Origin of the sequence: Nostoc sp. JL33 (assembly GCF_017114985.1) — a bacterium.
Lineage (GTDB): Bacteria > Cyanobacteriota > Cyanobacteriia > Cyanobacteriales > Nostocaceae > Nostoc.
Genome location: NZ_JABXKP010000078.1, coordinates 1 through 16,192, shown reverse-complemented (window position 1 = coordinate 16,192; position 16,192 = coordinate 1). Strand labels below are relative to the sequence as shown.

Below are 16,192 nucleotides of genomic sequence, written 5' to 3'. Positions count from 1 at the left end.
CTCTACCGTTTAGCGCCTAGCTTAACTAAGATAAAACAATTTCCTCACTTTCTCTAATCAAATCAGTAAATTCTTACCAATGACTAACATTATTACCGCCTTAGTGAAACGCCAACTTAGATTTCCAGCAAGTATCTGGCTGATTTTCTTCCTGCTAACCTTTGGTTTAACAACTGGTTGGCAACGCACTCAAGCGACGACACCACAACAATTAGTCCAGGCTGGTACACCCCCAAATGCACCAGCCGATGTGAAAAAACTGTTGACACAAGTTGATGCAGCCGCCAGCCGGGGCGATGTCAAAGGGGTGTTGCAATTCTACAGCCCCAATTTCACTCATGGGGATGGATTAACCCTTCAAACGATGGAAAGGTCTTTGACTTCACTTTGGCAACGATATCCCAAATTGCAATACAGTACGAAACTGCTATCTTCAAAACCTGAAGGCAATGGGATTATTGCTGAAACGGAAACGCAGATAACTAGCTTACCCTCCGGTAACAGTAATAATTTGGCTCTCAATGCCACGATTAAATCGCGTCAGCGCATTGCAAGCGGAAAAATCCTCCGCCAAGATATTTTGTCAGAACGCACCCTACTTACCTCTGGCAGCAAGCCGCCCCAAGTTGATATTAAATTACCACAGCAGGTGCTAGTTGGTCAGAAGTATAATTTTGATGCGATCGTCAAAGAGCCACTTGGTGATGATTTTCTACTAGGAACCGCGCTAGAGGAACCCATCCAACCGGATAAATATCTCAACCCCACATCCGTGGATTTGGAATTACTGACATCTGGCGGACTGTTTAAAGTAGCACAAGCACCATCTACGCCTGGTAGCCAATGGGTTTCTGCTGTCATCCTGCGGGGTAATGGAATGACGATGATAACTCAGCGCCTGCAAGTGGTGAAGAAGTAGAGACGCGATTAATCGCCTCTGTACAGGAGTTACCAGAGACGCGATTAATCGCGTCTGTACAGGAGTTAGGAGTTATAGACGACTAATGATAAATTATGAACTATGAAACTTGTGCTAATTCATAATTCATAACTATTAACTCTTGACTCCTAACTATCCTAATGACTTCCTTAGAAAATCAAATCATTTTGATCACTGGTGCAAGTAGTGGTATCGGTACTGCTTGTGCGAGAATCTTCGCTGGTGCGGGTGCAAAACTGATCTTGGCGGCACGACGGTTAGAACGTTTGCAGCAGCTAGCAGATACTCTCAGTAAAGATTTTAGGACTGAAATTCATTTATTACAGCTAGATGTGCGCGATCGCAACGCTGTCGAATCTGCTATTTCGACTCTACCCCCCGCCTGGTCTGACATCGACATTCTAATTAACAATGCTGGTCTAAGTCGTGGTTTAGACAAGTTGCACGAAGGCAGCTTTCAAGACTGGGAAGACATGATTGATACTAACGTTAAGGGTCTACTTTACCTTTCTCGCTATGTCGTTCCGGGAATGGTGAGTCGCGATCGCGGTCATGTGGTAAATTTAGGTTCCATTGCTGGACATCAAACCTATCCCGGTGGCAATGTCTACTGTGCTACCAAAGCTGCTGTGAGGGCAATTTCTGAAGGTTTAAAACAAGACCTGTTGGGAACGCGGGTACGTGTAACTTCCGTTGACCCTGGTATGGTAGAAACTGAATTTAGCGAGGTGCGCTTTCACGGAGATAGCGAACGCGCCAACAAAGTCTATCAGGGAGTTACACCCCTGACAGCAGATGATGTGGCTGATGTGATATTTTTCTGTGTGACGCGATCGCCTCATGTCAATATTAATGAAGTTGTGCTAATGCCTGTTGACCAAGCTAGCGCTACCCTAGTTAATCGGCGAACAGAAGGGGATGAATAGCGTTACGTTAGATACTTAAAGAGGAAAGATATTATCTAGGCGAAGTTGCAGACGGGGTAAAAGGGGTGAGTTAATTGATTGGTTTAGCCGATATTGTTGTTGAGTATAGGTGTCTTCAACCAGTTCGCAGACGGTAAAAGTAGGTTGTTTGGGTTTACCAATAAATGCGACACCGCCTAATCCTCGATAATCAACAATCCAATATTCAGGAATGCCTAAGAGTGCATATTCTTCAACCTTGCGAGCATAGTCAGTTTCCCAGTTGGTGCTAACAACTTCCACCACCAGTTTAATCGAACGTCCCAGCGTAATTACGGGTTCTCGCTCCCAAAGGGGTTCACGGTGGAGAACAGTTTCATCGAGAACCACAACATCAGGACGACGAACTGTGGCAGCATCTGCCAAGGGGTAAATTAAACAAGTGCGAGGGATAAACCAGGGGAGTTGTTCTGCAACAAGGTAGATACCAATTTGGGTTGCAATGCCACTTACCGTTTCGTGCGGGCCAGTGGGTTCCATGTCAATTAGTTCTCCATCTGCCAGTTCATAGCGGGGATTATCTCGGTATTGAGAGAGAAAATCTTCAAAGGTAAGGGTTTTTGGGGAGATATATGTCATTGAGTCAATCTCCTGAAGGCAGACTTGTTTTGATTATAAGTTATAGCATTTCAAGAAATACCTACTAGACATAGGAGTGAAAAAGAATTGTTTTGACGTAGCACTGCTACGTCTCTACAAGGGTTCTGGGTAACGCATATTTAATTTCACGCCTATGTCTACTACAGATACATGTGTGAACTACCTACACGTTCCCTTGCGGTACAGTGTGAGCCTCCTTGCTGTTTAAGGTAAGGGCGTACAGCCCATCCATGATCCTTACCCCCCGACATGAACGCAAGGACGCCTGTGGGGATTCTTTTCAGCCCGACGGAGTACTTCACGCGTGACTACAGCAATATCGCCCTCCCCAAACAAGATAAAACGCAGTAAGTATTGTATGGGGTTGCCTTCAACCCAGCCGAAGTAGGCATGGGGAATCTTACCTGTTTGGTCACGAATATAGAGCAGTAAAGCCGCGATCGCGTTAGGTACTGCTGCACTCTCGGCCCGTAGAATCCGATAATCACCAACTTGCACCCCTTTTACTTTGATCACATCCGCAAACTCCGAAGCATCTGATACATGAATCTCTAAGAACAGAATTGGATCGTTGGGTGGAATATGGTTATCGTCGCGCACCTCTTTCTCTTTTAAAAAATACTCTTGGGCATCGCCCACATTCAACCGATTTGCAATTAGCCGTATTGCTCCCTGGCTCTCTTCGGCAAGGAATTGGCCTGCAAGTTCGTCAACCTCGATCCGCTCTGTTCGCAGTTCCGTTGAACGCCAAACACGAGAAACCAGCGAGGTAAAAATGATCGCACCGATGAAGAACCCAGCGATCTTAATCCCTTCTGGCCTTTCGATGATATTAACAACAGTGGTATATAAAAATAACAGTGTGATAATGCCAAAAATCAGTTCTGCCCGCTTCTGTTGGTGACGGTGAGCTGATAAGGTGACGGCAAAAGCAGCTGAAGTGATCAATACAAGCACACCAGTTGCGTAAGCCCCACCTTGGGCTTCCACATTTGCCCGAAAGATAATTGTGACAACAAAGGCGATCGCTGTATAGACTAAAACCAAAGGTCGCGCTGCTCGTGCCCAATTTGGTGCCATGCCATAGCGTGGTAAATAGCGGGGCACGATATTCAGCAGCCCTGCCATTGCAGATGCACCTGCAAACCACAAAATGGAAATAGTACTTAAATCGTAAAATGTGCCAAAGCCATTGCCTAAATACAGATGTGCTAAATAAGCAAGGGCCCGTCCATTGGCTTTACCCCCAGATGCAAATTCTGCGACTGGAATTAGTAGAGTAGTTATAAAGCTGGTGGTGAGCAAAAAGAAGCTCATAATCAGAGCAGCAGTGGTGAGCAGCTTGCGTGTATTCCGAATTCGCCCTTTGGTATGCGGCGCGGTGTTGCTGCTGCTACCTTTGACGAGGGGCATAACGGTGACGCCAGTCTCAAAGCCTGACAATCCCAGCGCTAGCTTGGGGAATATCAAAAGAGCTATGCCGAGTAGCATCACAGGGTTGGAATCGCGTGCAAAAAGTGCAGCCTGCCAGTTAGCGATCGCTTGTGGGTGAGTTAGGATCTGATACAGACCGACGCTAACGACAATAAAGTTTAACAGCAGATAAACTCCCACCAAAACTACTGCAATACCAATTGCTTCTCGGAAACCTCTCAAGAAAACTCCGCCTAGTAATGTAACTAATATCAGGGTGATAGCGATCGTCTGATTGTGAAGCCAAATTGGAGCGAGCGGATTTTCGATGATATGGGCTGTAGCATCAGCAGCCGACAAGGTAATGGTAATAATAAAGTCGGTTCCCACAAAGCCAAGTAGGCATAGCACAAGTAATTTGCCTTGCCACCAAGGGAGCAAACGCTCTAACATTGCGATCGACCCTTCCCCATGAGGGCTTTCGGCAGCAATGCGCCGGTAGATTGGCAATGCTCCAAAGATTGTCAGCAAAACCAGAATCAGGGTAGCCAGAGGAGAAAGAGCGCCAGCCGCCAGTGCTGCAATCCCAGGTTGATAGCCAAGAGTCGAGAAATAATCTACACCAGTCAAGCACATCACCTGCCACCAAGCATGCTGGCGATGTGGTTCTTCCTTGCGGTAAGGCCCTTCCTTCTCTTTTCGGTTTTCTTCAAGCAACCAGTTGATTAACTGTCTGCCGAACTGTTTTTTTGAAAGAATTGATTTAGCCATCAAATACGGTTGTGTTGCAAAAGTTGGCTTTGTGGTTTATTAAAATTTTCAACTACAAAGATATAGCATTATTATTGTAGGTCAAGCATCCTGTCCGATTTACAAAATATATAGTAGCTGTTCGTATTCGTCTGGCGTATCAAGCTCAATTGCCGCTTCTGGTATCGGAAGAATAAATCCTGTAACCGTATATTTTCGGTTTAACGTTCTTATAATTACCTCGCAATCACGACGGCTGAAACCCCTACTATTTCGTCCATTTTCCCAAATTTTCGGTCTACTGAAAGCCCAATATCATGCGACGGAATCCCATTTGCTAATTCTAAAAAGTTTTTTAGCCAATCATACTTAGCAGATATCTAAGTCTTAATTGCTACTCAAATCGTAACTGCGATACCTTCTCTACGAGACGCTACGCGTAGCTTGCTTCCACGTAGTGGTACGGTGAGCTTCTCTACGAGACGCTACGCCAACGCTAACGCAAAGTTACAGGATTTTATCGCTGCTTGCGGTGATGCGCGTCAGGCAAGAAAAGCGCAAGGCAAGTCAAGCTGGTGTACCAAGATTACTTGTACGAAGAAATCCAAACAATTTTAGATGTATCTTTAGGCTCGATCACCGAATTTTAGATTTTAAATTTTGGATAATGGAATTGTTGGCGGAGCCTAAGAAGAGAAGATTGAAAATTCAAAAATTAATAACTATGTTAATAAATTTAAATTGTCAGGTGCGTTAATTTATATTTGGTTACATACATTGGAATTTTCTTGCCAACTTACTTAACTACCACGGTGAAGTTATTAAGTTTCAATTAATGCTAGCTGTGCGCTCGGATTTTGCGGATAATTTTGATGTCAAATCTTTACTGCCGTTTTTGGACGCGGCTGAATAATTGCCAGCTTGCAAGCGATCGCAGTGTATCAGTAATTTGGCCGTGGCAGATTCCTGAAACTGGCTCAACTCCAGGCAACTGAGTTAGACACGTAGTGCGTACCCTTTCCCTTAAGCAAGCTACGCATTGGCGGAGCCTAAGAAGAGAAGCGTCTGGTAGTATTACTAAATTTATCGCCGCCGCGTTACTAGCTCTCTGAGCGGATAAACTAACTTCAATTCATGCTGAATTTTGACGAATAACGCCTTTATTCTGTTTTGATAATAGATGGTACTTATGGCATAAATCTTCTGATAGAGAGAGGATAACAAGATAAATTGTATTCTGTTAACAATGTCATTTGAGAAAAATGCTTGTAAAAAAAGTGGTTTTCTATAAAGAATTCAAGTCAAGAGAATTACGCAATATTATTACCAACAAAAACAGAATGGAGTAAACAGATGAAGTTTATCCTAAGACGTCGCAGGTTGGGTCAATTGATGGTCGTCAGCACAGTAGCGGCTACAATCAGTAATTTTGTAGGGAAAACTGTAGCACAAACTCAAGTCAAAAAAACTACCCCAATGCTGACAACTTCGACACCTGAGACTATGAAGGTAACGCTGCAAGTCAACGGAACAGCACATAGTTTACAGATTGAACCGCGTGTTACTTTACTTGATGCACTTCGGGAATATATCGGGCTAATTGGTACTAAAAAAGGTTGTGATCACGGTCAGTGCGGTGCTTGTACGGTGCTGGTTGATGGGCAACGGATTAATTCGTGCTTGACATTTGCGATTATGCACACTGATGCCGCGATCGCAACTATTGAAGGGCTGGAGCAAGGAAACAATTTGCACCCGATGCAAGCGGCGTTTCTTGCTCACGATGCGTTTCAGTGCGGCTACTGCACACCGGGACAGATTTGTTCGGCGGTGGGTTTAGTCAACGAGGGACATGCTAAGTCCGATGCCGACATTCGCGAACTGATGAGCGGCAATATCTGCCGTTGTGGCGCTTATCCAAATATCGTGGCTGCTGTCCGCGATGTCTTAGAGGGAAAAAAAGATGCAGCCGTTTAGCTATAAGAAAGCAGGACAAGCAGAGAATGCCGTGGCGTTGGTCGCTCCAGAGGTGCAAGCTGCTTACTTGGCAGGCGGTACAAGCTTAATTGATTTGATGAAGCTGAATGTCCAGACCCCAAAAGAGTTGGTTGACATTAACCCACTACCGCTAACCAAGATAGAAACCCAAGGTAACGGTGTACGGATTGGGGCAATGGCACGTAATAGCGATGTTGCCTATGATGCGATAATTCGGGAGCGTTACCCCGTGCTATCGGAGGCGTTGCTGTCTGGGGCATCACCGCAACTGCGAAACATGGCGACGGTGGGCGGAAATTTGCTGCAACGTACCCGGTGTTACTACTTCCGTGACACTTCCATGCCGTGTAACAAGCGCGTTCCCGGTTCAGGTTGTCCGGCAATCGAAGGTTACAACCGGATTCACGCGATTCTCGGCGGAAGCGATCGCTGTATTGCCACCCATCCCTCTGATATGGCGGTGGCAATGATCGCACTCGATGCAGTTGTGCAAACCCGCGGCCCGAATGGAGAGCGGAGTATTCCCCTTGTAGATTTTCATCTTTTACCTGGCGATACACCAGAAAGAGAGACAGTTTTACAACACGGAGAGTTAATAGTTGGCGTTGACTTACCTGCTTCAAACTTTGCCCAGCGATCGCACTATTTAAAAGTCCGCGATCGCGCCTCTTATGCTTTTGCAATGGCATCGGTTGCGGCAGCATTAGATATTCAAAATGGGATTATTCGCTCGGCACGCATTGCCCTTGGTGGCGTAGGAACAAAGCCCTGGCGTGCATACGAAGCTGAAAAAGCACTTCTGAACAAACCCGCAAACCAGGCAACATTTCAAGCAGCAGCCTCAGTTGCGATCGCCGGAGCTAAACCTCAAAAATACAACGGCTTTAAGGTCGAACTAACTAAACGCACAATTGTTAAGGCGCTGACAACCGTGGGAGGGATGGCATGAATACAGGGGATACAAATACAGTTGTCGGCAAACCGCTAAATCGAGTCGATGGACATCTCAAGGTAACGGGTGGCGCACGCTATTCGGCAGAGTTTCCGATCGCCAAAATGACTTATGGAGTCACGATTCAAAGCACGATCGCCAAAGGTAAGATTGCCCAAATCGATACAAAAGCGGCGGAACAAGTACCGGGTGTATTAGCAGTAATTACCCACCTCAACGCACCAAAGGCATCGGGAGAAAAAGGCGGCGGTAATAAGCTGCAAGTGCTGCAAGATAACGCTGTGCTTTATAGCGGTCAGCACATTGGTGTTGTGGTTGCCGATACCTTTGAACGAGCTATGTACGCTGCTTCACTGGTGCAAGTTCGCTATGACGAAGAGAAACCGACCATCAATATGCGGGACAACCTCGCTAAGGCATACTTGCCTAAAGGTAAAATCCCTAGAGACGAGCCGCCCGATTTAGCGCACGGTAATGTCAACCAGGGACTAGCGACTGCTGCTGTCCGCGTCGAGCAAACCTATACTACACCGATCGAAAATCACAATCCAATGGAGCCTCATGCCACAACAGCAGTTTGGCAAGGCGATGAACTGCTGTTGTATGACGCAACTCAAGGAATCTTTTCGGCTCAACAAAAAGTTGCGGGGGTATTAGGAATTGAGCCAGAGAAAGTCCGCATTATGTCTTACTTTGTTGGCGGTGGCTTCGGTTGCAAAGGGTCGGTTTGGTCGCATGTGCCAATAGCGGCGATCGCAGCCCGGCAAGTTAATCGCCCAGTGAAATTAGTTCTGGGACGGATACAGATGTATGGGCCTGTTGGCTTCCGACCAGAGACAATTCAACAGGTTTCTCTCGGTGCAACCCGCGAAGGCAAATTGACCGCTCTCCGACACGCTGGGACTTCCCAAACTTCAACTTTCGATGAATTTATCGAACCTGTTGGTAAAAGCGCCCGGATGCTCTACGCTTGCCCGAATATCGAAACCAGCCATCGTCTGATTCAACTCGATCAGGGAACACCAACCTATATGCGGGCACCAGGCGAAGCTTCTGGGTCGTTCGCCTTAGAATCGGCAATGGACGAACTGGCTTATGCGCTGAATATCGATCCGGTGGAACTGCGTCTGCGTAACCATGCTGATGTCGATCCTAGCAAAGGACTGCCCTGGTCGAGCAAGTCACTCATACAATGCTACAAATTAGGGGCAGAAAAGTTTGGCTGGCAGAAGCGCAACCCTCAGCCCCGCTCAATGCGAGACGGCAATTATTTGATCGGTTGGGGTATGGCGACAGCTACTTATCCTACCAACCGTTCTCCAGCATCGGCGATCGCTCAAATTATGGCAGACGGTACAGCCGTAGTGCAAAGCGGTTCCCAAGATATTGGTACGGGAACTTATACTGTGATGACTCAAGTGGCAGCTGAAGCACTCGGTCTCCCAGTTAACAAAGTCCGGTTTGAACTAGGCGATACTAAGATGCCACAAACCCCTGTTTCCGGTGGTTCGCAAACCGCCGCCAGCGTCAGTTCGGCGGTACATTTAGCGGGAAATCAAGCTCGCAGTCAGCTTTTGCAATTAGCGCTTGCCGATCAAAAATCACCCCTTTATAGTTCAAACGCTGAGGATGTGATTGCCCAAGATGGCAGCTTTTCCTTAAAAAATAAATCGTCAGCAAGCGAAACTTATGGGGCAATCTTGGCACGGCATGGAATGAAAATGATCGAAGCGCGTGCAGATGCCAAGCCGGGAGAGGAACAAAAGAAGTTCTCAATGCACGCATTTGGAGCGCAGTTTGCCGAAGTCCGCGTTGAACCTGATTTAGGTGAAGTGCGAGTAACGCGCTGGGTGGGAACATTTGGCGTGGGACGCATACTGAATGCGAAAACAGCCAACAGTCAGCTAATCGGTGGAATTGTCTATGGTATTGGCATGGCGCTAATGGAACACACGCTAACAGACCCGAACCGAGGGCGCGTTGTCAACCATGATTTAGCTGAGTATCACGTACCAGTGAATGCAGACGTTCCTGATATTCAGGTGCTGTTCGTTGATGAACACGATCCACATATCAACCCGCTTGGTGTCAAAGGAATTGGTGAAATTGGCATTACCGGAACTGCGGCGGCGATCGCTAACGCTGTTTATCATGCCACAGGTAAGCGCGTCCGCGATTTGCCAATTACATTAGACAAGCTGCTGTAGATCGATTTGCGTAGGCGTAGCCAGCCGTAGGCATCGCCGAAACGATGAAAGCTCAATCATCCGATTAGCGATCGCTACATTACTTATATCTTGCACCAGGCGACTAGAAGTCGTGGCTACACAGACAAAACTTGCCTCCGCAGGTTGAAAAGCCTTGATTTTGCGTTAGTTTGCGTGGTGCGCGTTCGCAAAGCGTCTCGCAGAGAAGCGCAGCGCAAGCGCGATAGGCGGACTTCTCTGCCAGACGCTGTTCGCGTTCGTTGTATAGCCGCGATTTCTAATCGCTAGGGCTAGGTGCAACATCTGAGTTGACCAGTATGAGCAAGAAGTTCATACTGGCAATGATATCCTGTAGTTTCTTTTACTAATCAGTAGAAGTCTCAGGACTGATGACCAACTCAAGTAAAATTTGGTACTCTTAGCTCGGAATCACTGTAATTACGTCTGTCACCGAGATGAGTAGTCGAACAGCCCGCTCCTACGCTTTCTTGTCGATTGTAGCGGCAATCGTCACTATTGCCCTAAAATTTGGCGCTTACCTGCTAACCGGGTCAGTAGGTTTGCTTTCAGATGCTATTGAATCAATTGTAAATCTCGTAGCAGCATTAGTCGCTCTATGGGCATTGACCTATGCTGATAAACCAGCCGATGCCGAACACGCCTTTGGGCATTCTAAAGCCGAATACTTCTCCAGTGGTGCAGAAGGTGCGTTGATTATAGTAGCAGCTATTAGTATTGCTGTTGAAGCTTGGGGACGCTTGTTGCATCCAGAACCATTAACACAGCTGGGATTCGGGTTAGCACTCTCCCTCTTTGCAACTGCAATCAACGGCGTTGTTGCTTTTATCTTGCTACGGGCAGGGCGACGGTTACGTTCCATTACACTGAGGGCTGATGCTCACCACTTGTTTACTGATGTGGTGACTTCGGGTGGTGTAGTAATTGGAATCATTCTCGTCCAGCTAACAGGCGCTCTCGTGCTCGATCCAATTGTTGCACTGATAGTAGCAGTAAATATTACTTGGACAGGATTTCGTTTGCTGCGGGAAACCAGTAGCGCGTTACTGGATGCAGCTTTGCCTAAAAAAGAAATTGACGCAATCAAAAGCATCCTTAACGAGTACAAACATCAGGACATCCAGTTCCATGCCTTGCGAACCCGCACTGCTGGAACCCGCCGCTTTGTTTCCTTTCATGTTCTTGTGCCTGGATCTTGGACAGTGCAACAAGGGCACGATTTGTGCGAGGTAATTGAGCTTGCTATTCTTCGGGTGCTGCCTTCAACCCACGTTACAACTCACCTGGAACCTGTAGAAGATCCAGTTTCTTGGGACGATTTGGAGTTGGAGCGTCCGAGCAATCAGCAAATGCAAAATATGAAATAAGAGATTAATTGCTGCCGTTGAGCTTTCAGGAATTGCGCGATAGCGAAGCGCTGCCGCCTTCGGCAGTTCGCATCTCTCATAAATTGCAACGCCGACTACTTACAATGCTTCGGCGTAGCCAGCCGTAGGCATCGCCGAAACGATGAAAGCTCAATCATCCGATTAGCGATCGCTAATTTTCAATCTTAATCAAGTTGATTAACTTGCGATCGCTTCCAGCCGGCGGTTACGCCATCGCAACTAGCTTTTTGCGAGAAGGGCGCTTGCGGTCTGATTTTTTCTTCAGTCCCACAGCTTGAGCTTGATCACTATCTGAACCATATTGCCCGCGCACAACTTCTTTCATCGCTAATACAGCATTATGATATTCCCATTCTGCTAATCGGCCAGCATCAGAAGCAGCACGGTATAAAGCTAGTTTCTCCGTTTCGATTTGTTGAGAAATCAACATCCCCTGATAAAGTTCCTGTAACTTTGCAGATGAGGCATCAGCACGAGTTGTATTGTAGGTGGTGACGGTTTGCAAACCGTGGAATGAGCTAATATCTTGACTAATGGTTTGAGGGCGCAAACGGCGTGTTGTATCTTGGATAGTCATAAATGTATCTACTCAGATAGTATAAATTTAATGTACCCATTGCAACCAAAAATCTATCAGTAAGATAAAGTTTTAAATTGGGCAAGCTGAAACAAAAGGTAAGCATTGTGAATGCATCGGCTTGCATTGTGAATGCATCGACTTGCATTGTGAATGCATCGACTTGCATTGTGAATGCATCGGCTTGCATTGTGAATGCATCGGCTTGCATTGTGAATGTATCGACTTGCATTGTGAATGCATCGGCTTGCATTGTGAATGCATCAACTTGCATTCACAGTTGAATCAGTTTTAAACCACAAGAAGCATTTAAATTTATAACACTCCAAAGCTGAAGTGTCACCAGTGGGAATACAATCACAAAATTATACAGTTTTGTTAGAGACTGCACTAGAAAATAGCGGAGGTTAAAGCAATGAATGAGCGTGATCGGTACTTACAAATCGCTCTGGTTCTTATTGGAATAGTTTTTCTACTGATCTATCCGCTAAGTCAGGTCTGGGCATCAGGCTGGTTATGGCAACCAGGTCAGCACGAATACGAACAGATGATCATTGGTATTTATGCAACGCTTGGTGTCTTTTTGCTGTTGGCTTCAAGGCAACCAGAAGCTCACCTCAGTTTAATCTGGTTCACCGTCTGGTCAAGTGTAGTCCACGGGCTGATCATGGCGGTACATGCAGTAATTGACCCTGTTGAACAGGGACACCTGTTTGGTGATGTTCCAGCATTGTTCTTGGTAGCAATTGTACTTGGTTTTTTAGTACCGCACAAAGTGGTATCAGATACATGAACTGGCATAGAATGTCTGTACATCGGGCAAGCAAAGGCGATCGCAAGGGCTGGCGTTGCTTCTCTTCTCTACGAGAGGCAGCGCCAACGAGACGCTCCGGGAAAGGTTTGCTTGCAATAACTGTAAATATTTTTGTCCATCTACTTATTTTTTTACTTGGAAGTCCCTTAGTACACGTCACCGTAAAAGGGGTTCGCAAATATTCAGACTTGATGTTGGGTTCCACTTCGTTCTACCCAACCTACTGGCGTGGCAAGCAAAAAAATTGTGCATTAGATGTAGGTTGGGTGGAGCGGAGCGCAACCCAACACATATCAGGATGTTGGGTTACGCAAAGCCTCCAACGCCACTTGCTACAACGCGGGGAACCCGCGCAACGCAGTGGCTCCCCAACCTACAATTTTTTTGCAACATTTTAGCCTTGCCACTGAGTTTTACGCTTACCGGCTGTTCCTATAAAGTTTTAAATCAAGCAAGCTTAACAAAAGGTAAGCATTGTGAATACATCTTGCGGAGTATGCTTCAAAACACACCTTAGTTAGAGTCTCTATGACAGATTGCCGTGATACTATACGGCTCATTCCTGTTGTTACTTGTAGGAGACAATTATGGAAATTAGTAGACGCAGCTTGTTAAAAACTGCTTCTGCTTCAGGATTAGTGGCAGCAGGACTTGCGGTTTCGGAAGGATTTTTGCAACCGCTGCTTGCCCAAACAAAACCTGTTGATGAAAATACTCAACTGCAAGCCCAAACCTCAGCCACTCCAACTCGACGCGGCGAAATGTTGTATCGCAACCTCGGACGCACCAAAGAACAAGTATCTGTGATTGGTTTGGGGGGGTATCATATTGGAAAAATTCAAGAAGAGCAAGAAAGTATCAAGCTGATCCGCAGTGCCATCGATCGCGGCATCAACTTTATGGATAACTCTTGGGACTATAACAACGGACGTAGCCACCGTTGGATGGGAAATGCTCTTAAGAATGGTTATCGTCAAAAAGTTTTTTTAATGACGAAAATCGACGGACGCACTAAAGGCGCTGCCAAAATGCAGATTGATGAATCACTCAAAGATTTGCAAGTCGATCACATTGATTTATTGCAGCATCATGAAATACTCCGTTTTGAAGACCCTGATCGGGTTTTTGCTCCCGGTGGCTCAATGGAGGCAGTTCTGGAAGCACAGAAAGCGGGCAAAATTCGCTATATTGGTTTCACAGGACATAAAAATCCCCAGATTCACCTTCAGATGCTGGAAGCTGCGGCACAAAATGGTTTCCACTTCGATACCGTGCAGATGCCCTTGAATGTGATGGATGCACATTTTAGAAGTTTTGAACATCAGGTTTTACCTGTGCTAGTGAAAAACAACATTGGTGTCCTGGGAATGAAAAGCATCGGGGAGTCTTACATTCTCAGAAGCAACACGGTGAGTGCGATCGAGTGCCTGCACTACGCAATGAATTTACCAACCTCAGTGGTAATTACGGGCATCGACAGCATGAGGATTTTAGACCAGGCGTTTGAGGCAGTCCGCACCTTTGAGCCAATGGATCAGGCACGAGTTACAGCACTGTTAGCGCGTACCCGTGAGGCAGCAGCTAAAGGGCAGTACGAACGATATAAGACTACAACCCAAAATGATAGTACAGCCATGAATCCAGCTTGGCTGGGGTAAATATTAATACTATCTTTAACGGTTTTGTTTACCCAAACAGCGATATCTACGACGGGCGTAGCTGCCGCAATTTTGCAGGTGTGAGTTACATCTACTGCTGAGTCTGTCGATTGGAAGATGTATTTATCCTCAAAGCCTTGAAATGTTATAGGAAGGTAGAAGGAGACTGACTTCAATAAATTTTGTGGGTCGGATCATGTTCAGAATTTCTTGAAGTAAGACACTATGCGAGAACATCATTATGAAACGCATTGCATATTTAGGACTCGGCATCATGGGCAGTGGCATGGCAACCAACTTGCTCAAAGCTGGTTACGATTTGCGGGTTTGGAATCGCAGCCCAGAGTCTTGTAAGCCTTTAGTAGAACAAGGTGCAACCCAAGGACAAACACCTGCACAAGCTGTAGAAAATGCCGAGGTGATTATCTACTCCCTAGCCAATGACAATGCAGTTGAAGAGGTTGTGTTTGGGCAAGATGGCATTTTATCGAACGTGCGATCGGGACAAATTGCGATCGACATGAGTACAGTTCATCCCGACACCTCCGGCAAACAAGCCGCAGCTTATGCCGAAAAGCAGGTTGAGTTTCTTGATGCCCCGGTTTTCGGCAGTAAAAACGAATCCGCAACTGGGGGATTGTGGATTGTCGTTGGTGGCAAACAGGAGATATTTGAGCAAGTCAAACCAATTTTAGAGCCGTTAAGCGAAACGATCCATTACCTGGGTGACACTGGCAAAGGCGCATCGATGAAACTCATTGGTAACTCCATTGTGGCAACCCAAATCGAAGCTTTAGGGGAAGCGCTGGTTCTGGCAACCAAAGCCGGACTGAATCCACAAGACGTTCTTGATGTCCTGCATGTGGTAGATTTTCGCTCTCCGATTTTTGACGGCATCGGCAAGATGCTGGTGAATCGGGACTTTACACCGAATTTCGCCTTAAAGCATCTGTTGAAAGATGCCAATTTAATCGCTCGATTTGCCCAAGATTTAAATTCTCCAATGCCTGCTGCGGCAATTGTCAGAGAAACCATTAAAACAGCAGTTAATCAAGGATGGGGCGAAGACAATGCATCGGCATTGATTAAAGCTTTGGAGTTAGAAGCAGGAGTAACCATTAAATCATAACTGTAAATTTCGGCTTTGTTTGTAGCTTACTTAAGCGTGCGATCGCGCTTGTTTTTCATTCGACGTTTCAAGATATAGCTTTACCTAAGGAAAACATTAATTATGTCCAACTTCAAAATACTCTCTACTGGTCTAGTTGCGATCGCTTTATCTATGGCGACTGGTTGCACACAAACTACCCCTGGCCAGAATACATCTGAAGCTCCACCGGCTACAAGTGTTCCTGTACAAGCAACTGAGAGTCCATCCCCAACTGCATCACCAAGTGTATCACCAACTGCATCAGGGCAAAATCGGCTGAGTTCTTTAGACAGACAGTTCATGACTGAAGCCGCTCAAGATGGTTTAGCAGAAGTCCAACTAGGAAAACTGGCATCACAACGTGGAACCAGCAATGTGGTAAAACAGTTTGGACAGCATATGGTTCAAGATCATACCCCGGTAAACAATCAACTCAAACAGTTGGCGGCTCAAAAACGTGTCACGCTGCCAACTAGTATCGGCAGCAAAAATCAGCAAGTAAAGCAACGCTTATCCAAACTTTCTGGTACTAACTTTGATCGCCAATATCTAAATCAGATGCTTCAAGCTCATCAAAAGGATGTCTCTGCATTTGTGCGTGAAGCTCAACAGGGACAAGATCCAGACGTGAAAGCATTTGCGGCTCAAACGCTGCCAACCCTCCAAGAACACCTGCAACAGGTTCGTTCTATTGTTAATCGTGGAACTTCAACTAGCAGCCCAAGTTCAACTAGCAGCCCAAGTTCAACTAGCAGCCCAAGT

At 46.2% G+C, this 16,192-nt stretch carries 16 protein-coding genes and 1 pseudogene; 13 read left to right on the top strand and 4 right to left on the bottom strand.

The annotated features are described in order from the left end of the window. Nucleotides 1–79: 79 nt before the first annotated feature. Entirely contained in the window at nucleotides 80–919 is an 840-nt protein-coding gene (locus HWQ23_RS22795) for a nuclear transport factor 2 family protein (protein WP_292833213.1), read from the top strand. Nucleotides 920–1,080: 161 nt separating this feature from the next. Continuing rightward, complete coding sequence (locus HWQ23_RS22790) at nucleotides 1,081–1,866, top strand: SDR family oxidoreductase (protein ID WP_292833210.1); 786 nt, start codon at nucleotides 1,081–1,083, stop codon at nucleotides 1,864–1,866. A 15-nt stretch (nucleotides 1,867–1,881) separates the two neighbouring features. Here the strand turns inward: HWQ23_RS22790 and HWQ23_RS22785 are convergent, their stop codons facing one another. Then, nucleotides 1,882–2,484, bottom strand: a complete 603-nt coding sequence (locus tag HWQ23_RS22785; RefSeq protein ID WP_292833206.1) for a Uma2 family endonuclease — start codon at nucleotides 2,482–2,484, stop codon at nucleotides 1,882–1,884. Nucleotides 2,485–2,742: 258 nt separating this feature from the next. Beyond that, on the bottom strand, nucleotides 2,743–4,689 hold the full coding sequence (locus HWQ23_RS22780; RefSeq protein WP_292833203.1) for an APC family permease: 1,947 nt from the start codon (nucleotides 4,687–4,689) through the stop codon (nucleotides 2,743–2,745). A gap of 471 nt (nucleotides 4,690–5,160) precedes the next feature. Here HWQ23_RS22780 and HWQ23_RS22775 point away from each other — a divergent pair. From HWQ23_RS22775 to HWQ23_RS22750, 6 genes and pseudogenes are all read left to right on the top strand, one after another. Beyond that, a pseudogene (locus HWQ23_RS22775) lies at nucleotides 5,161–5,309 on the top strand (IS630 family transposase); the annotation flags it as partial. A 231-nt stretch (nucleotides 5,310–5,540) separates the two neighbouring features. Then, nucleotides 5,541–5,663 carry a hypothetical protein gene (locus tag HWQ23_RS22770; RefSeq protein WP_292833200.1) on the top strand — a complete coding sequence of 41 codons (123 nt, stop codon included), beginning with the start codon at nucleotides 5,541–5,543 and terminating at the stop codon, nucleotides 5,661–5,663. A gap of 358 nt (nucleotides 5,664–6,021) precedes the next feature. Continuing rightward, entirely contained in the window at nucleotides 6,022–6,645 is a 624-nt protein-coding gene (locus HWQ23_RS22765) for a (2Fe-2S)-binding protein (protein WP_292833197.1), read from the top strand. Further along, on the top strand, nucleotides 6,632–7,615 hold the full coding sequence (locus tag HWQ23_RS22760; protein ID WP_292833194.1) for an FAD binding domain-containing protein: 984 nt from the start codon (nucleotides 6,632–6,634) through the stop codon (nucleotides 7,613–7,615). Before HWQ23_RS22765 ends, HWQ23_RS22760 begins: the two co-directional genes overlap by 14 nt. After that, nucleotides 7,612–9,825 carry a xanthine dehydrogenase family protein molybdopterin-binding subunit gene (locus tag HWQ23_RS22755; RefSeq protein ID WP_292833192.1) on the top strand — a complete coding sequence of 738 codons (2,214 nt, stop codon included), beginning with the start codon at nucleotides 7,612–7,614 and terminating at the stop codon, nucleotides 9,823–9,825. The genes HWQ23_RS22760 and HWQ23_RS22755 overlap by 4 nt, the downstream gene beginning before the upstream one ends. 455 nt (nucleotides 9,826–10,280) lie before the next feature. Beyond that, nucleotides 10,281–11,210 (top strand): cation diffusion facilitator family transporter, encoded by a 930-nt coding sequence (locus HWQ23_RS22750; RefSeq protein WP_292833190.1) that lies wholly within the window; start codon nucleotides 10,281–10,283, stop codon nucleotides 11,208–11,210. A 226-nt stretch (nucleotides 11,211–11,436) separates the two neighbouring features. On the opposite strand, the gene HWQ23_RS22745 is transcribed toward HWQ23_RS22750, so the two are convergent. Next, on the bottom strand, nucleotides 11,437–11,808 hold the full coding sequence (locus HWQ23_RS22745; RefSeq protein WP_292833188.1) for a hypothetical protein: 372 nt from the start codon (nucleotides 11,806–11,808) through the stop codon (nucleotides 11,437–11,439). Next, complete coding sequence (locus HWQ23_RS22740; protein ID WP_292833186.1) at nucleotides 11,762–12,082, bottom strand: hypothetical protein; 321 nt, start codon at nucleotides 12,080–12,082, stop codon at nucleotides 11,762–11,764. The genes HWQ23_RS22745 and HWQ23_RS22740 overlap by 47 nt, the downstream gene beginning before the upstream one ends. A gap of 141 nt (nucleotides 12,083–12,223) precedes the next feature. On the opposite strand from HWQ23_RS22740, the gene HWQ23_RS22735 reads away from it, so the two are divergent. The 5 genes from HWQ23_RS22735 to HWQ23_RS22715 all read left to right on the top strand — a co-directional run. Next, nucleotides 12,224–12,601 (top strand): DUF6632 domain-containing protein, encoded by a 378-nt coding sequence (locus HWQ23_RS22735; protein WP_292833184.1) that lies wholly within the window; start codon nucleotides 12,224–12,226, stop codon nucleotides 12,599–12,601. Then, nucleotides 12,598–13,020 carry a hypothetical protein gene (locus HWQ23_RS22730; RefSeq protein WP_292833182.1) on the top strand — a complete coding sequence of 141 codons (423 nt, stop codon included), beginning with the start codon at nucleotides 12,598–12,600 and terminating at the stop codon, nucleotides 13,018–13,020. Before HWQ23_RS22735 ends, HWQ23_RS22730 begins: the two co-directional genes overlap by 4 nt. 189 nt (nucleotides 13,021–13,209) lie before the next feature. Beyond that, complete coding sequence (locus tag HWQ23_RS22725; protein WP_292833180.1) at nucleotides 13,210–14,280, top strand: aldo/keto reductase; 1,071 nt, start codon at nucleotides 13,210–13,212, stop codon at nucleotides 14,278–14,280. Between the two features lie 241 nt (nucleotides 14,281–14,521). Next, nucleotides 14,522–15,409 (top strand): NAD(P)-dependent oxidoreductase, encoded by an 888-nt coding sequence (locus HWQ23_RS22720; protein WP_292833178.1) that lies wholly within the window; start codon nucleotides 14,522–14,524, stop codon nucleotides 15,407–15,409. A gap of 102 nt (nucleotides 15,410–15,511) precedes the next feature. Continuing rightward, nucleotides 15,512–16,192 (top strand): DUF4142 domain-containing protein (locus HWQ23_RS22715; RefSeq protein ID WP_292833176.1); only part of this gene is annotated, 681 nt, incomplete at its 3' end.

Coding starts and splice junctions, on each gene's coding strand:
- HWQ23_RS22725 (WP_292833180.1), top strand. CDS start 13,210: ATGGAAATTAGTAGACGCAGCTTGTTAAAAACTGCTTCTGCTTCAGGA.
- HWQ23_RS22750 (WP_292833190.1), top strand. CDS start 10,281: ATGAGTAGTCGAACAGCCCGCTCCTACGCTTTCTTGTCGATTGTAGCG.
- HWQ23_RS22795 (WP_292833213.1), top strand. CDS start 80: ATGACTAACATTATTACCGCCTTAGTGAAACGCCAACTTAGATTTCCA.
- HWQ23_RS22740 (WP_292833186.1), bottom strand. CDS start 12,082: ATGCAAGTTGATGCATTCACAATGCAAGCCGATGCATTCACAATGCAA.
- HWQ23_RS22765 (WP_292833197.1), top strand. CDS start 6,022: ATGAAGTTTATCCTAAGACGTCGCAGGTTGGGTCAATTGATGGTCGTC.
- HWQ23_RS22780 (WP_292833203.1), bottom strand. CDS start 4,689: ATGGCTAAATCAATTCTTTCAAAAAAACAGTTCGGCAGACAGTTAATC.
- HWQ23_RS22760 (WP_292833194.1), top strand. CDS start 6,632: ATGCAGCCGTTTAGCTATAAGAAAGCAGGACAAGCAGAGAATGCCGTG.
- HWQ23_RS22755 (WP_292833192.1), top strand. CDS start 7,612: ATGAATACAGGGGATACAAATACAGTTGTCGGCAAACCGCTAAATCGA.
- HWQ23_RS22730 (WP_292833182.1), top strand. CDS start 12,598: ATGAACTGGCATAGAATGTCTGTACATCGGGCAAGCAAAGGCGATCGC.
- HWQ23_RS22720 (WP_292833178.1), top strand. CDS start 14,522: ATGAAACGCATTGCATATTTAGGACTCGGCATCATGGGCAGTGGCATG.
- HWQ23_RS22790 (WP_292833210.1), top strand. CDS start 1,081: ATGACTTCCTTAGAAAATCAAATCATTTTGATCACTGGTGCAAGTAGT.
- HWQ23_RS22785 (WP_292833206.1), bottom strand. CDS start 2,484: ATGACATATATCTCCCCAAAAACCCTTACCTTTGAAGATTTTCTCTCT.
- HWQ23_RS22735 (WP_292833184.1), top strand. CDS start 12,224: ATGAATGAGCGTGATCGGTACTTACAAATCGCTCTGGTTCTTATTGGA.
- HWQ23_RS22745 (WP_292833188.1), bottom strand. CDS start 11,808: ATGACTATCCAAGATACAACACGCCGTTTGCGCCCTCAAACCATTAGT.
- HWQ23_RS22770 (WP_292833200.1), top strand. CDS start 5,541: ATGTCAAATCTTTACTGCCGTTTTTGGACGCGGCTGAATAATTGCCAG.